16 protein-coding genes and 1 riboswitch are annotated in these 14,605 nt (G+C 61.2%); of the genes, 2 read left to right on the forward strand and 14 right to left on the reverse strand.

Going from position 1 to position 14,605, the window contains the following annotated elements:
* Positions 1-52 precede the first annotated feature (52 nt).
* The 11 genes from ICA16_RS13680 to cobO all read right to left on the reverse strand — a co-directional run bounded on the left by ICA16_RS13680 (position 53) and on the right by cobO (position 9,592).
* Positions 53-457 (reverse strand): MarR family winged helix-turn-helix transcriptional regulator, encoded by a 405-nt coding sequence (locus ICA16_RS13680; protein ID WP_042558324.1) that lies wholly within the window; start codon positions 455-457, stop codon positions 53-55.
* A 124-nt stretch (positions 458-581) separates the two neighbouring features.
* Positions 582-1,313: an adenosylcobinamide-GDP ribazoletransferase gene (locus ICA16_RS13685; RefSeq protein ID WP_210700817.1), complete on the reverse strand. Its 732-nt coding sequence runs from the start codon at positions 1,311-1,313 to the stop codon at positions 582-584.
* A 1-nt stretch (position 1,314) separates the two neighbouring features.
* Positions 1,315-1,890 carry an alpha-ribazole phosphatase family protein gene (cobC, locus tag ICA16_RS13690; protein WP_210700818.1) on the reverse strand — a complete coding sequence of 192 codons (576 nt, stop codon included), beginning with the start codon at positions 1,888-1,890 and terminating at the stop codon, positions 1,315-1,317.
* Entirely contained in the window at positions 1,887-2,942 is a 1,056-nt protein-coding gene (cobT, locus tag ICA16_RS13695; RefSeq protein ID WP_210700819.1) for a nicotinate-nucleotide--dimethylbenzimidazole phosphoribosyltransferase, read from the reverse strand. Before cobT ends, cobC begins: the two co-directional genes overlap by 4 nt.
* Positions 2,939-3,460: a bifunctional adenosylcobinamide kinase/adenosylcobinamide-phosphate guanylyltransferase gene (gene cobU, locus ICA16_RS13700; protein WP_047300318.1), complete on the reverse strand. Its 522-nt coding sequence runs from the start codon at positions 3,458-3,460 to the stop codon at positions 2,939-2,941. The genes cobT and cobU overlap by 4 nt, the downstream gene beginning before the upstream one ends.
* A gap of 138 nt (positions 3,461-3,598) precedes the next feature.
* Positions 3,599-5,050 (reverse strand): cobyric acid synthase, encoded by a 1,452-nt coding sequence (locus ICA16_RS13705; RefSeq protein ID WP_210700820.1) that lies wholly within the window; start codon positions 5,048-5,050, stop codon positions 3,599-3,601.
* Positions 5,047-6,039 carry a threonine-phosphate decarboxylase CobD gene (cobD, locus tag ICA16_RS13710; protein WP_210700821.1) on the reverse strand — a complete coding sequence of 331 codons (993 nt, stop codon included), beginning with the start codon at positions 6,037-6,039 and terminating at the stop codon, positions 5,047-5,049. The genes ICA16_RS13705 and cobD overlap by 4 nt, the downstream gene beginning before the upstream one ends.
* Positions 6,032-6,940, reverse strand: coding sequence for an adenosylcobinamide-phosphate synthase CbiB (cbiB, locus tag ICA16_RS13715; protein ID WP_150601235.1), 909 nt, complete (start codon positions 6,938-6,940; stop codon positions 6,032-6,034). The genes cobD and cbiB overlap by 8 nt, the downstream gene beginning before the upstream one ends.
* On the reverse strand, positions 6,937-7,587 hold the full coding sequence (bluB, locus tag ICA16_RS13720) for a 5,6-dimethylbenzimidazole synthase (protein ID WP_210700822.1): 651 nt from the start codon (positions 7,585-7,587) through the stop codon (positions 6,937-6,939). The genes cbiB and bluB overlap by 4 nt, the downstream gene beginning before the upstream one ends.
* Entirely contained in the window at positions 7,584-8,984 is a 1,401-nt protein-coding gene (locus ICA16_RS13725; RefSeq protein ID WP_210700823.1) for a cobyrinic acid a,c-diamide synthase CobB, read from the reverse strand. The genes bluB and ICA16_RS13725 overlap by 4 nt, the downstream gene beginning before the upstream one ends.
* Positions 8,981-9,592, reverse strand: a complete 612-nt coding sequence (gene cobO / locus ICA16_RS13730) for a cob(I)yrinic acid a,c-diamide adenosyltransferase (protein ID WP_210700824.1) — start codon at positions 9,590-9,592, stop codon at positions 8,981-8,983. Before cobO ends, ICA16_RS13725 begins: the two co-directional genes overlap by 4 nt.
* An 81-nt stretch (positions 9,593-9,673) precedes the next feature.
* Positions 9,674-9,899: riboswitch (cobalamin riboswitch) on the reverse strand.
* 163 nt (positions 9,900-10,062) lie between these two features.
* On the opposite strand from cobO, the gene ICA16_RS13735 reads away from it, so the two are divergent.
* Both ICA16_RS13735 and ICA16_RS13740 read left to right on the forward strand, forming a co-directional pair.
* On the forward strand, positions 10,063-10,647 hold the full coding sequence (locus ICA16_RS13735; protein WP_210700825.1) for a hypothetical protein: 585 nt from the start codon (positions 10,063-10,065) through the stop codon (positions 10,645-10,647).
* Between the two features lie 66 nt (positions 10,648-10,713).
* Positions 10,714-12,027 (forward strand): PQQ-dependent sugar dehydrogenase, encoded by a 1,314-nt coding sequence (locus ICA16_RS13740; RefSeq protein WP_210700826.1) that lies wholly within the window; start codon positions 10,714-10,716, stop codon positions 12,025-12,027.
* 135 nt (positions 12,028-12,162) lie between these two features.
* On the opposite strand, the gene ICA16_RS13745 is transcribed toward ICA16_RS13740, so the two are convergent.
* From ICA16_RS13745 to hda, 3 genes are all read right to left on the reverse strand, one after another.
* Complete coding sequence (locus ICA16_RS13745) at positions 12,163-12,699, reverse strand: C40 family peptidase (protein WP_150601230.1); 537 nt, start codon at positions 12,697-12,699, stop codon at positions 12,163-12,165.
* A 220-nt stretch (positions 12,700-12,919) separates the two neighbouring features.
* Positions 12,920-13,537, reverse strand: coding sequence for a C40 family peptidase (locus ICA16_RS13750; RefSeq protein ID WP_210700827.1), 618 nt, complete (start codon positions 13,535-13,537; stop codon positions 12,920-12,922).
* Positions 13,538-13,763: 226 nt separating this feature from the next.
* Positions 13,764-14,468: a DnaA regulatory inactivator Hda gene (hda, locus tag ICA16_RS13755; protein WP_150601228.1), complete on the reverse strand. Its 705-nt coding sequence runs from the start codon at positions 14,466-14,468 to the stop codon at positions 13,764-13,766.
* Positions 14,469-14,605 lie beyond the last annotated feature (137 nt).

The following is a 14,605-nucleotide window of genomic DNA, read 5'->3' on the forward strand; positions in this document are numbered from 1 at the left end:
TATTATTCTCCAGTCGCGGGTATATACCCGCTTGAGCCCGAAAAAACTGGCATCAAGCCAGTTCGTCGAGCAACTTCAGCAAGGTTTCACGCTTCTCGGCACCCAGACGATCAATCAATCGCTGTTGCGCCGCTTCCCAGGCCGGCAAGGCTGCTGCCAGTCGTTGCGCGCCGGTTTCGGTGAGGCAGACGATGCGGTTGCGCATATCTTCACCCTCGGCCAGCGCCACCAGCCCTTCGCCTTCCAGCACCCGCAGATTGCGCCCGAGGGTGCTGCGATCCAGGCCCATGGCTTCGGCGAGTTCGGAGATGCTCGGCTGATCCAGACGCTGCAGATTGCACAGCAAAGAATACTGGGCAACGTTGATCCCGAAGCCATCGAGAGCGCCGTCGTAATGCCTGCTGACGCCACGAGCGGCGCGACGCAGGTTGGTGCACAAACACTGAGAAGGAAGCATGATGCGTGTATATACCCGCGACTGTGTTAAATCAAGTTATAGATCAAAAGATCGCAGCCTTCGGCAGCTCCTACATTGGGATGCTTACCCTGTAGGAGCTGCCGAAGGCTGCGATCTTTTGACGTTAAGGCAGCACGATTCCAACCAGCACCGCCATCTCCAGCAATTCCAGCAACGCCCCGGCCGTATCCCCGGTCGTCCCGCCCAACCGCCGCATCATCACATGCCGCAGCCAGACAAACACGCCGACCGCTAACAGCAGCGCAATAATTGCCTGGAACCCGGCAATCGCCACGCAGGCCAGCGCGCTGCCCGCAAGCACCCACCAACCCGCCTTGCGCGGCAGATGATCGGCCAGCGCCTGCCCCAACCCACCCTTGCGCACATACGGCGTGGTCAGAAACAACCCCAGTAACGCCGCCCGCCCGAGCAACGGTGCGATGATCAGCACCAGACCGTGCTGCTGCTCGATCAGCGCCAGCAACGCGGCAAACTTGAGCAGCAACACCAGCACCAGCGTCACCACCGCAATCGGCCCGCTGCGCGGATCTTTCATGATCGTCAGGGTACGTTCGCGATCACCGAAGCCACCGAGCCAGGCATCGGCGCTGTCCGCCAGGCCATCAAGGTGCAATGCGCCGCTGAGCAATACCCAAATCGTCAACAGCAATGCCGCATGCAACAGCAGCGGCGCGCCCGCCAACGCCAGGTTCAGCCCCCACAGAATCACGCCGAACAGCAACCCTACCAGCGGATAGAACAGCAGCGAACGCCCGAGCTGTTCAGGCTCCGGCATCCCCGGCAGACGAATCGGCAGACTGCTGAGAAATTGCAGAGCGATCCACAGCGGCAACATATCAGCGACCTTCCTTGAGCGACCCATCGGCTTCGACGCTCAGCGAAAACAGCGCACCGTGCGCCACTTCGACGTTGAGCAATTGCTCACGCGGCAATCCCCGTGCCCGCGCCAGCAGCAGGCGCATGACTCCGCCATGACTGATCAGCAACACCCGCTCACCGGAGTATTCCGTTTCCAGGCGCGCGACGGCCGCCAGCACCCGCGCGGAAAAATCGCTGACCGCCTCGCCCTGCGGTGGCGTAAACGCATACGGATCGGCCCAGAACAGCCCTAACGCTTCGGCATCAGTCTCCATCAGCGCCGCCGCGCTCTGCCCCTCCCACGCGCCAAAATGCAGCTCTTGCAGATCTTTTTCCAGATGCACCGGCAGATTCAGCTGCTCACCCAACTCAGCGGCAAACCGCGCACAGCGCTGCAACGGCGAACTGACCAAGCGATCCCACGGCCCGCCTGCGATCACCGCTTCGCGCATTTGCGCCCAACCTTTTTCGGTGAGTGCATCGTCGAGGCTGCCGCGCAAACCACCGCCGAGTTCGGTTTCACCATGGCGCAGCAGATCAAGTCGCAAAATCATGCCGGACGATCCGCCACCGCCGCTTCCGCGAACGTTGCCATCTGCCCGTGCAGATCACACGCCAAGCGCAACAACGGCACCGCCAACGCCGCACCACTGCCCTCACCCAGGCGCAGGCCCAGTTCGAGCAGCGGTTCGGCGCTCAGGGCTTCCAGTACATGACGATGCCCCGGCTCGGCACCGCGATGGCCGAACAGCAGCCAATCGCGAGAGGCCGGATTCAAACGCACCGCGACAAGCGCAGCGACTGTGCAGATAAAGCCGTCGACCAGCACCGCAACACCTTCCTGCGCGCAGGCCAGATACGCGCCGACCAGTGCGGCGATTTCGAAACCGCCCAGGTTGAACAGCGTCTGCAATGCATCACCGCGCTGGGCCGCGTGCAGCGCCAGGGCGCGCTCGATCACATGCGCTTTATGGCTGACGCCTTCTGCATTCAGGCCAGTGCCGGGGCCGGTCAGATGGGCCACCGGACAGTCGAGCAAGGCACAGGCCAGGGCACTGGCTGCCGTGGTGTTGCCGATGCCCATTTCGCCGCCGATGAACAGCTGAGTGCCGGCAGCTTTCGCCCGCAGCACGCTGTCGCGACCCGCCTGTAACGCCAATTCGCCCTGGGCCTGAGTCATCGCCGCGCCCTTGGCAAAATTTGCCGTGCCCGGGCCGATGTTCAAGTGACGCACACCCGGCAGGTTCAGCGACGGCGTCACCGTGCCCAGATCCACCACTTCCAGTTGCGCATTGAGCTGACGCGCGAGCACGCTGATCGCCGCGCCACCGCTGACGAAGTTGAGCAACATCTGCCCGGTGACTTCCTGCGGGAATGCCGACACGCCTTCAGCGACCACACCGTGGTCACCGGCGAAAATCGCAATCCAGACCTGTTCAAGCGTCGGTTTGATCTGCCCTTGCAGGCCGGCCAGTTGCACCGCCACCGACTCAAGACGTCCCAGCGAACCGGCCGGTTTGGTCAGTTGCTGCTGCCGTGCCGCTGCTTGTTCAACGATATCGGCATGCACCGCTTTACACGGATTGAGCCACCAGGCTTGAGTCATAACGCAGGTCCTTTCAGAGTCAGGGGCAAGCCGGCGACGGTCAGCACGACACGCTGACAGCGCTCAGCCAGGGCTTGATGCAGCCAACCGGCTTCATCGACATAGCGGCGAGTCAATTCGCCCAGCGGCACGACACCCATTCCGGTCTCGTTGCTGACAAAAATGATTTCGCCCGGCAGTGACGCCAGGCAGTCCAGCAGGGCTTCGCGTTCGGCGGCGAGGCGTGTAGCGTCTTCGAGCATCAGCAGGTTGGTCAGCCAAAGGGTCAGGCAATCGACCAGCAGGCAGCGCTCCGCGCTGGCGTTTTCACGCAGGATGCGGGCGAGTTCCAGCGGCTCTTCGATGAGTGCCCATTCGACGGGACGGCGCGCGCGGTGATGGGCGACACGCTCGCTCATTTCACCGTCCAGCGGCTGGCTGGTGGCGATGTAGGTCACGGCCAATGCGCTGTCGGTGGCGAGCTTTTCGGCCAGACGACTTTTGCCGGAGCGGGCGCCGCCGAGGATCAGTTGGAGCATGGGGACATCCTGAAAATTATGTGTTGAAGCAACCGGCCCCATCGCTGGCAAGCCAGCTCCCACAGTGATCGCGGTAGCTGGATCACCTCAGCCCCCTGTGGGAGCTGGCTTGCCAGCGATGAGGCCATTAAATTCACCTCAAATCCCACAGAGCTGACGCAACAACCCGGTATCCAGATGCTTTTCCACCAGATCCGCCAAACGCTCGATATCGCGCTCACGCAACCCGTGGTAATCCACCGTTTGCACATCGCTCAACCCGGCCCAGCGCAGCAACGCCGAACTGGCTGCCGGCGATTCGAACAAGCCATGCAGATAAGTGCCGAACACCTGACCATCAGCACTCTGCGCACCGTCACAACGACCGTCATCCAGCCGCACCGCCGCGTTCTCCAGTGCCGGCCCGGTGGTGACGCCAGCATGAATTTCGTAGCCGCTGACTTCGGCATCTTCCAGCGCGAGACGACCGCGCACGTTGCGCAATTGCTTCTCGGCTTCAAGCTGCGTTTCGAAGGCGAGTAAACCCAAACCGGCACTGGAACCGGGTGCGCCCTCAAGACCCAGCGGATCGTGCACGTGCTCGCCGAGCATTTGCAGACCGCCACAAATACCCAGCACTTTGCCGCCGTAACGCAAATGGCGACTGATCGCTGCGTCCCAGCCATTGGCCCGCAGATACGCCAGATCACTACGTACACTTTTCGAGCCCGGCAGAATGATCAGATCGGCCGGCGGAATCGCCTGTCCCGGGCCGACAAAATGCAGATCGACCTGTGGATGCAAACGCAGCGGATCGAAATCGGTGTGGTTGCTGATGCGCGGCAGCACCGGCACCACGACTTTCAGCACGTGTTCGGCCTTGTCGGTCTGGCGCTGATCGATGCCGTCCTCGGCCTCAAGATGCAGATCCATCACGTACGGCAACACGCCGACCACCGGTTTGCCGGTGCGCTGTTCCAGCCAGTCGAGGCCCGGTTGCAGCAACGCAATGTCGCCGCGAAAACGGTTGATGATGAAGCCTTTGACCCGCGCCTGTTCGCTCGGCGACAGCAGCTCCAGCGTGCCGACCAGATGGGCAAAAACGCCGCCGCGATTGATGTCGGCAATCAGCAGCACCGGGCAATCCACGGCCTCGGCAAAACCCATGTTGGCGATGTCGCCGGCGCGCAAATTGATCTCCGCCGGCGAGCCTGCGCCTTCGACCATCACCAGCGGATACGCAGCGCTGAGGCGATCGTGGGAGGCCAGCACGGCTTGCATCGCGATGGCTTTGTAGTCGTGATAGGCGACAGCGTTCATGCTGGTGACGGCGCGGCCATGGATGATCACTTGCGCGCCGGTGTCGCTGTTCGGCTTGAGCAGCACCGGGTTCATGTCGGTGTGCGGTTGAATATTCGCCGCTTGCGCCTGCACCGCTTGTGCGCGACCGATCTCGCCACCATCAGCCGTCACTGCGCTGTTGAGCGCCATGTTCTGCGGTTTGAACGGCACCACCGCTACACCCTGACGGGTGGCCCAGCGGCAGAGTGCCGTCACCAATGTGCTTTTACCGGCGTCGGAAGTGGTGCCTTGCACCATCAGGGTTGTCATCGGGTTTCCTTGGCGAACGCTTGCAGCGCTTGTTCGAGGCGTAACTCTTGAGCGGCATCGACAGGCAGGCCGAAACGCAAACTGCTGTTGTGTGTGAAGAGGCGCAGGAGGATGCCGCGTCGGGCCATGAATTCGTGCAGCACTTGCGCCTGATCGGTGATCAACCATTGAAACAGCGCGCAACCGCCCTGGGGTTTGAAGCCGTAACGCGCAAGCAACGCGGCCAGCCGCTCACTGGCTTCATCGCTGCGTATCCGCTGGCGTGTATGAGCATCGGTGTCTTGCAGACACGCCTGGCCGAGCACCCGGGTCGGCCCGCTGACCGCCCACGGCCCGACCTGTTCGGCGAGCAGTTTGAGCAACTTGCGATCGGCCAGCACAAAGCCCAGTCGCACGCCGGCCAGACCGAAGAATTTGCCAAACGAACGCAGTACGACCAGGCCCACCAAATGCGAGTGCGCGGCCAGACTCAATTGTGGCGTGTTGTCCATGAACGCTTCATCGACCACCAGCCAGCCGCCGCGCTGCGCCAGTCGCGCATGCCAGTCGAGCAGGCGCGCCGGGGTCAGGCTCAGGCCGGTGGGATTGTTCGGATTGACCACCACCAGTACGTCGAGGCTGTCGATAAAGAACTCGACTTCCTGCTCCAGCACCTCGCGCACGATGTAACCGCTACGGCGCCAGGCCTCGGCGTGCTCGGCATAACATGGCGACAACACGCCGACCTTGCCGGCCCGACGCAAACGCGGCAGCAACTGAATGGCCATTTGCGAACCGGCCACCGGCAGCACCTGCGCCGCACCGTAGTAATCACACGCAGCCTGTTCCAGGCCATCGTCGGTTTCCGGCAAGCGCGCCCAGGCGCGCAGCGGGATCTCCGGGATCGGGAACGGCCATGGCGCCAGACCGCTGGAAAGATCCAGCCAATCCGCTTCGGCGATGCCGTAATCGAGTGCAGCCTTGCGCAGTCGGCCACCGTGCTCAAGCATAGAATTCAGCCCCCACGCAGAGAATCAGCAGCCATAACCATACCCCGCGCTGGACCAATTGCCAGCCACGGTCGATGGAATCGGCATCCGCGGGCAAGCCCTCGCCGAGTTGCGGACGCTCATGCAATTCGCCGTGATAGATCGCCGGGCCGCCCAGCTCCACACCCAGCGCACCGGCACCCGCCGCCATTACCGGGCCGGCGTTGGGGCTGTCCCATTTTGGCGCCTGTGTACGCCAGCACTTCAAGGCCAATCGGGTTTTGCCCAGCAGCGCGTAAGTCAACGCCACAAGGCGCGCGGGAATGTAGTTGAGGACGTCGTCGATTTTTGCCGCACACCAGCCAAATCGCTCGAAACGTTCGTTGCGATAACCCCACATCGCATCAAGCGTGTTGCTCAAGCGATAAAGCACCACGCCCGGCGCGCCGGCCACGGCAAACCAGAACAACGCGGCAAACACCGCATCGCTGCCGTTTTCCAGCACCGACTCGGTGGCGGCACGGGCAACCGCCGTGCTGTCGAGTTCGCTGGTCTGGCGGCTGACCAGATAGCCGACACGCTTGCGCGCCTCATCCAGATCATCGGCGCGCAACGCCTTGGCCACGGGCTCGACATGCTCGCCGAGGCTGCGCATGCCGAGAGCGCAATACAGCGCGAGAATCTCGACGATCCAGCCAACATACGGCGCCCAGGAAAATGCGGTGGCGAGCAACGTCAGCGGCAGCACCGCGATCACCCACGCGGTGACGCCATGACTGCGCCAGCCGCGCCCCCCGGCGTTGAAACGTTGCTCGATGCGCCCGGCAAAATTGCCGAACGCCACCAGCGGATGCCAGCGTTTCGGTTCACCCAGCAGCGCATCCAGCGCAACCGCGGCGACACTCAACAACGCCACACTCATTGACTCACTCCCCAATAATTTTCGTACAGCAACTCATTGAGCGGACGCGCCTGCGCCCACCCTTCGAGTACCAGCATCGGCGCCGGATAGAATTCCTTGACCGGGCCCAGGCACAAAACGGCCAGAGGTTTGGCGCCTTCCGGCAGTTTCAACAGATCGGCCAGCGCCTGCGGCTCGAACAGCGAGACCCAGCCCATGCCCAGACCTTCGGCGCGGGACGCCAGCCACAGGTTCTGGATCGCACAGGACAGCGAGGCCATGTCCATTTCCGGCAACGTGCGGCGACCGAAGATGTGTTTTTCGCGATCGTCCATCAACGCGGCGACCAATACTTCGGCGCAATCATTGATGCCTTCGACCTTGAGGGTCATGAACTCATCGCTGCGTTCGCCGAGGGCTTCGGCGGTGCGGATGCGTTCTTCTTCCACCAGGTTCTGAATCTGCCCGCGCAGCGCTCGGTCGCTGATACGAATAAACCGCCACGGCTGCATCAGACCGACGCTCGGGGCCTGATGCGCGGCTTCGAGCAGGCGGCGCAGCAGCTCGGGCGCGACGGTGCCACCGGTGAAGTGGCGCATGTCGCGGCGTTCGGCGATGGCTTTGTAGACCGCTGCGCGTTCGGCTTCGGAGAATGCGTTGTCTTTCATGGCCCCATCGCTGGCAAGCCAGCTCCCACAATGGGCGGTGTAATGCCTGAAGAAACGCGATCCCCTGTGGGAGCTGGCTTGCCAGCGATGGCGGCCTCAAGTTGAGGCGCAAACAGTGCAGCGATAGCCACAGGATTCGACGGAAAATAAAAGTGCACGTACGACGCCGTCATCCGCCCATCGCGATAAACCGCCTCCGCCCCACGCCCACCATTCGGGCTCAGCCCGCGAGCAATCGGGGTCAATTCAGTCGTTGTCAGGGAGTGATGATAAGTGTGCCCGCGCAGCGAGCCCTCCGGCAGATCAACCGCTTGCAGCGCCAACGCCGCCAGACGCTTTTGCATCACCGCATCGCCGCTCAGCAAACCGACCAGTTCGGCGCGGGTGCCTTCAACGTCTGTCAGCGAATCAAGCAGATAAAGCATGCCGCCACACTCGGCCAGCAATGGTTTGCCCGCTGCATGGTGCGCGCGGATCGCGTCGAGCATCGCGGTGTTCTGCGACAACGTCACGTGGTGCAATTCCGGGTAGCCGCCCGGCAGATACAGACTGTCCGCCTCAGGCAATTGCGTGTCGCGGATCGGCGAGAAGAAGCTCAACTCGGCACCCATCGCCCGCAGCAAATCGAGGCTGGCGCCGTAGGTGAAGGCAAACGCCTCATCATGGGCGATAGCGATTCGCACACCTTGCAATAGCGGTTCGGCAACGATCACTTCCGGCGCCACGAATTCCACGGCCGGTGGCAGCGCTACCTCGCAACTGCTGGCAAGCGCTTCGGCGGCGGCGTCGAGGCGAACATCCAGGTCGTTCAGTTCGCTGGCCTGCACCAGACCCAGATGACGGCTGGGCAACTCGATCCCGGTCTCGCGGGACAGCGCGCCGTACCAACGCAAACCCTCGGTGAGGCTGCCTTCAAGCAGTTGCGCGTGACGCAAAGTGCCGACGCGATTGGCCAGCACGCCCGCAAACGGCAAGTCCGGCTGATAACGCGCCAGGCCCAGCGCCAATGCGCCAAAGGTCTGCGCCATCGCGGTGCCGTCGATCACACCGAGTACCGGCACGCCGAAATGCCGCGCCAGGTCAGCGCTCGACGGTGTGCCGTCAAACAGGCCCATCACGCCTTCGATCAAAATCAGATCGGCTTCGGCGGCGGCTTCCCACAACAGACGACGACTTTCCTGCTCGCCGACCATCCACATGTCCAATTGATAAACCGGCGCTCCGCTGGCGCGCTCGAGAATCATTGGGTCGAGGAAATCCGGGCCGCACTTGAACACGCGCACCTTGCGCCCCTGATTGCGATGCAAACGAGCGAGCGCGGCGGTGACGGTGGTCTTGCCCTGACCGGAGGCCGGCGCGGCGATCAGTACCGCCGGGCAGTGACGTGGCTGATTCAAAGTTCGACGCCTTTCTGCGCTTTGATACCAGCCTGGAAGGCGTGTTTGAGCATGCCCATTTCGGTGACCGTGTCGCCCATCTCAATCATTTCCGGCTTGGCCCCGCGACCGGTGACGATCACGTGCTGCATCGGCGGACGCGCCTGCAAATCGCTCAGCACCTGATCGAGATCGAGGTAGCCGTGCTTGAGGGCGATGTTCAATTCATCGAGCACCACCAGACCGATCGACGGATCACGCAGCAACTCGCGCGACACCGCCCATGCAGCTTCGGCGGCGGCGATGTCGCGTTGGCGATCCTGGGTTTCCCAGGTGAAGCCCTCGCCCATCACATGAAAACGCACCTGCTCGGGAAAGCGGCGGAAGAACAGCTCTTCACCGGTGCTGTTACGGCCCTTGATGAACTGCACCACGCCGCACTGCATGCCGTGGCCCATTGCGCGGGCGAGCATGCCAAACGCCGAGCTGCTTTTGCCTTTGCCGTTGCCGGTCAGCACCAGCACCAAGCCGCACTCGTCGGGCGAGTTGGCGATGCGTTCATCGATCACGGCTTTTTTGCGCTGCATACGCGCCAGATGGCGTTCGTCACGCTTGGGGGAATCAGTCATGGGGGAGCTCTCCGTTGAGGCTGGATAACGGCGGGCAGGCACAAGAATAGACGGCAAAAAGCCTGGCATCGCCCACCGTGATGCCGCTGGATGGATCAGGCCGGTCTCCGGGCTCATGAGCGGCGTTCGCCTGACTGCGCGCCTTCCCGCTGTTAAGCAGTGGCACAAGACGCAGTTTTCACTCATTTACCGTTGCGGGGGCAGCGCCGGGATCGTGGTTGTTCTTCGCTTGAAGACAACCCTCACCGGCTTCCCTGTTTCACTCTGTCGACGCAGGTCACAGAGCACCTGAAACAAGCCGCGAAGGTTAGAGGGTTGGGGGTGGAGCGTCAATTAAAGAGGGGGTCATCGGGCGAATAACTGCCGCCGATCAATTATCCGACACCAATCTTGTGCCACGCTGAAACAAATGATATCAAAGAGCCATGCTTTTGCCGCGAAAGCACACCACAACAATAAGGATGATTACGATGCAAGGCATGATCATCAGCAATCCGCGCCTGGAATTCCTGCGCCCGGTGCTAGAACGCTGGTTTGACTGTATCGACCGCTACAACGCCGTGCGCGGCGACAGTGACACGCCCTACTGGCATGACGAGAAAGCCAATCTCGGATTGCTCTGTGCGGCCGCCTGGGTGGCGGAGTTGGTGACGTTGCGCGACACCGCCACCCGCAAGCAGAACGAGGAAGGCGAGCGCAACGCCCGCGCCGATCTGTTCCTGGCGGGTGCCGAAGACCGCGCATTTATCCAGGCCACGCAACGCTGGCCACGCGTCAACAACCTCAACCTGACTCAACCCCTGCTGGATATCACCAACGACGCCAAACGCCTCAGCTACGCCAGCGACCTCAAACTCGGCTGCCTGTTTGTCGCCCCGCAAAAAGCCCAGCACAGCGCCAGCCCGGAAGAATTGCAGGACATGGTCGACGACCTGCAAAAGGAACACACCTGCGCCGTCGCCTGGTATTTCCCCTACGCCTATCGCAAATTGCGCAATGAAGCCGGCAACTATCACCCGGGCATTGCCGTGCTGTTCAAAGAAGCCCGCGGCTGAGCAGTTGAACCATCGGGCTTGCGCGCTCCTCTATGACTAGGAATGCATTCATAGGGAAGATCAGCAATGCGCAAGCCCCAGCTCGTTTTCGTCATCGCCCTCGCCGGAGGGCTCGCCGCCTGTGGTGAATCGTCCAGCCTGCAGGTCATCGACGGCACCGGCCCGTCACCGAAACTGCCCGAACCGAACAAAACCCTGATCCCGACGGTGAATATCGCCCCCGCGGTCGGCTGGCCCGCGGGCGGTAAACCAACCGCTGCGGCAGGCACACAAGTCGCCGCGTTTGCCGAAGGCCTCGATCATCCGCGCTGGCTCTATGTGTTGCCCAATGGCGATGTGCTGGTGGCAGAAACCAATGCACCGCCCAAACCTGATGACAGCAAAGGCGTGCGCGGCTGGGTCATGGAAAAAGTCATGGGCAAGGCCGGCGCCGGCGTACCAAGCCCCAATCGCATTACTCTACTGCGCGATGCCGACCATGATGGCGTGGCCGAAACGCGCACGGTATTCCTGCAGAATCTCAATTCACCGTTCGGCATGACGCTGGTTGGCAACGACCTGTACGTCGCCGACACCGATCGCCTGCTGCGCTTCAACTACGAACCCGGCGCGACCGAAATCAAGACGCAGCCGATCAAAGTTGTCGATCTGCCTGGCGGCACGCTCAACCATCACTGGACCAAGAACGTCATCGCCAGCAAGGACGGCAGCAAGCTGTACGTCACAGTCGGCTCGAACAGTAACGTCGGCGAAAACGGTCTGGATAAAGAGGATGGCCGCGCAGCGATCTGGGAAGTGGACCGCGCAACCGGCAATCACCGCATCTTCGCATCGGGCATCCGCAACCCCAACGGCCTGGCGTGGGAGCCCACCAGTGGCGCGTTGTGGACCGCGGTCAACGAGCGCGACGAAATCGGCAGCGATCTGGTGCCGGACTACATCACTTCGGTCAAGGACGGTGGCTTCTATGGTTGGCCGTTCAGCTATTACGGCCAGCACGTCGATGTGCGCGTAGAACCGCAGAACCCCGATCTGGTCGCCAAAGCCATTGCGCCGGACTACGCCGTTGGCCCACACACCGCTTCGCTGGGTCTGACGTTCGCCGAGGGCAACAAGCTGCCAGCGCAGTTCAAGGAAGGCGCATTCATCGGCCAGCACGGCTCCTGGAACCGCAAGCCGCACAGTGGTTATAAAGTGATTTTCGTACCCTTCGCGGCAGGCAAACCGACGGGCCAGCCGGTGGATGTGCTGAGCGGTTTTCTCGACAAGGACGAGAACGCACTGGGTCGCCCGGTAGGCGTGGTGATCGACCAGCAAGGTGACTTGCTGGTGGCTGATGATGTGGGGAACAAGGTGTGGCGGGTGTCTTCAGCGAAGTAAATACACTAACGCTGCACACATCACCTGTGGGAGCGGGCTTGCCCGCGATGAGGCCTCTTCAGCCAGAGCATTCTTTGACTGATCCACCGCCATCGCGGGCAAGCCCGCTCCCACAGGGATCAGCGTCGACCTCAATTACGGGTTACGCGCCAGATGCTCCGGCTGCAACACCCGCTTCGCACTCAGATAAGCCTTCTGCCAATACGCCTTCGACAGGCTATCGAGCTTCACCGTGCCACCGGTTGCCGGCGCATGCACGAAGCGCCCTTCCCCGACATAAATCCCCGCATGACTGACCTGCGAACCGCCATTGGTGGCGAAGAAGATCAGATCACCTGTCTGCAAACCTTCCTTACCCACATTCGGCGCCTGCATGACGATCAGGTCGCGCGTGGTTCTTGGCAGCAAAATACCCGCCGCATCACGGTAAACAAAACCTATCAGCCCGCTGCAATCGAATCCCGAGTCCGGTGTATTGCCGCCCCAGCGATAAGGCGTGCCAACCAGACCGAGCGCGCGGAACAGCACGTCTTCAGCAGCGGGCGAGAATGATTGCGAGGGGCCGAAGACCACCGGAGCGCGCACCACGGGTGCTGGTGGCGGCGTACGGCTGGCGCAGGCGCTGAGCAGCGCTGCGAAAAAGATCAATGTGAGGCGGGCCGACATGGTCATAAGCAGAACATCCTGATCTGGCTGCGGCTTTTTCTGCCGGAGGGACAGAAAACAAAACCGCCTGCGTCAGCACGCAGGCGGTTTGCCATCAATATAGATTCAGGATTCTAGCGGCTACGCGGCAAACTTCAAGTAAGACTTTAACTTCACCTTGTAAAGTATAGGTCTACTCCGTTGCCGGGAGCCTGATTGTCGCCGCGAACGCAGCGACATCGGGGAGTTACTTGCGAGCAGTGACTACAGTTGGAGCGTTAGCCAGAGCGCGTTTCGCTTCGATGAAGGTCTTGCTCCAGTAGCTGTCACCCAGGCTGTCGATGCGAACACCGCCACTGCGACGACTGCTGGAGTGAATGAACTGGTTGTCACCCAGGTAGATCCCGGCGTGACTGACGCGACCGCGACGACCATTGGTGGCGAAGAACAGCAGATCGCCCGGCTCAAGGTTTTTGCGCGAAACCAGCGGCGCATCCACATTGATCATTTCGCGAGTGGAGCGTGGCAGGTTCATGCCAGCTTCTTCGCGGAACAGGTAGCCGATGAAACCGCTGCAATCGAAACCGGCTTCAGAGGTACCGCCGAAGCGGTAACGGGTACCGATCAGGGACATGCCGCGTTCGAGAATACTGTCGGCCAGAACTGGCAGCTGGTAAGGCTTGTTGCCGTTGAAATCCGACAGTTCTTTTTCGGTGTCCAGCTCTTCCTGGTAAATAACGGAAGACTGGGCAGTAGCAGAATTTTCAACCTGTTGTGGCTGCTCTTGAACTGGAGAATGAGCAGCGCAACCGTACAACAGGGTGACGAGTGCGAGAGGCACGAGGGGTGCGAAGCGCTTTAGCATGGGCACGACCGTGGCTGATAGTTGTAAAGAAGCCGAGACTATGCCCGCTATCATCCTCATTTGCAAATTCAATCGATCTTTTTGTGACTTCTCGGTTTCTCGTTTACATCTAAGCGCTTAAGCCCATTTGAACCGATACGCGGTCTGCACGCTGTGCAGAAAAGCGGATTTTCTGGCGCCTGAAAGATGCCGAAGCATGCTGCAAGCCGCAATTTTCAAGGGTTGGCTACCAACCGAGCGTTTCTTTCAGGAAGGGAATTGTCAGCTTGCGCTGAGCTTGCAAAGAGGCCTGATCGAGTTGCTCCAGCAGTTCGAACAGCGCGCTCATGCTGCGAGTGCCGCGAGTCAAAATGAAATGCCCGACTTCATCGGTCAGATGCAGACCACGACGCGATGCGCGCAATTGCAGCGCACGCAATTTGTCTTCATCGGAGAGTGGGCGCATCTGGAAAATCAGCGCCAGCGTCAGGCGTGATTTCAAGTCCGCCAGTTTGACCGGCAGTTCGCGTGGCGAGGTGGACGCGGCGATCAGCAAGCGCCGACCGCTGTCACGCAGACGATTGAACAGATGAAACATCGCCTCTTCCCAATCAGCCTTGCCGGCAATCACCTGCAAGTCATCCAGGCAAACCAGTTCGTACTGTTCAAGGTTGTCGAGAATTTCGGTGCCGCGATCCATCAACTCGGCCAGCGGCAGATACACCGCCGGTTCACCCATCTGCTCGAAACGCAGACAAGCAGCCTGCAACAGATGCGTACGCCCTACGCCGTGCTTGCCCCACAGATAGATCAGGCTTTCCGTCCAGCCGGCGTCGGCTTCGCATAGGCGCTCGACATAGCCGAGTGCAGCGGCATTGGCGCCTGGGTAGTAGTTGATGAAGGTGGCGTCGTCACGCAGACGCACACCTAGGGGCAGCTGAATCGGTTTCATGCTGACTGAACAGTTCTCAAAGGAACCGTTAGTGGCCTCTGTGTAAAGTTGGCGAAGTTTATACCCGTGAAGCTGAGCGCACAATGCGACAGAGTCCAAGCAAAATCAAAGGTTTGCGTTAACACACTGGTTTTATG

Origin of the sequence: Pseudomonas anatoliensis (assembly GCF_017976235.1) — a bacterium.
Classification (GTDB): domain Bacteria; phylum Pseudomonadota; class Gammaproteobacteria; order Pseudomonadales; family Pseudomonadaceae; genus Aquipseudomonas; species Aquipseudomonas anatoliensis.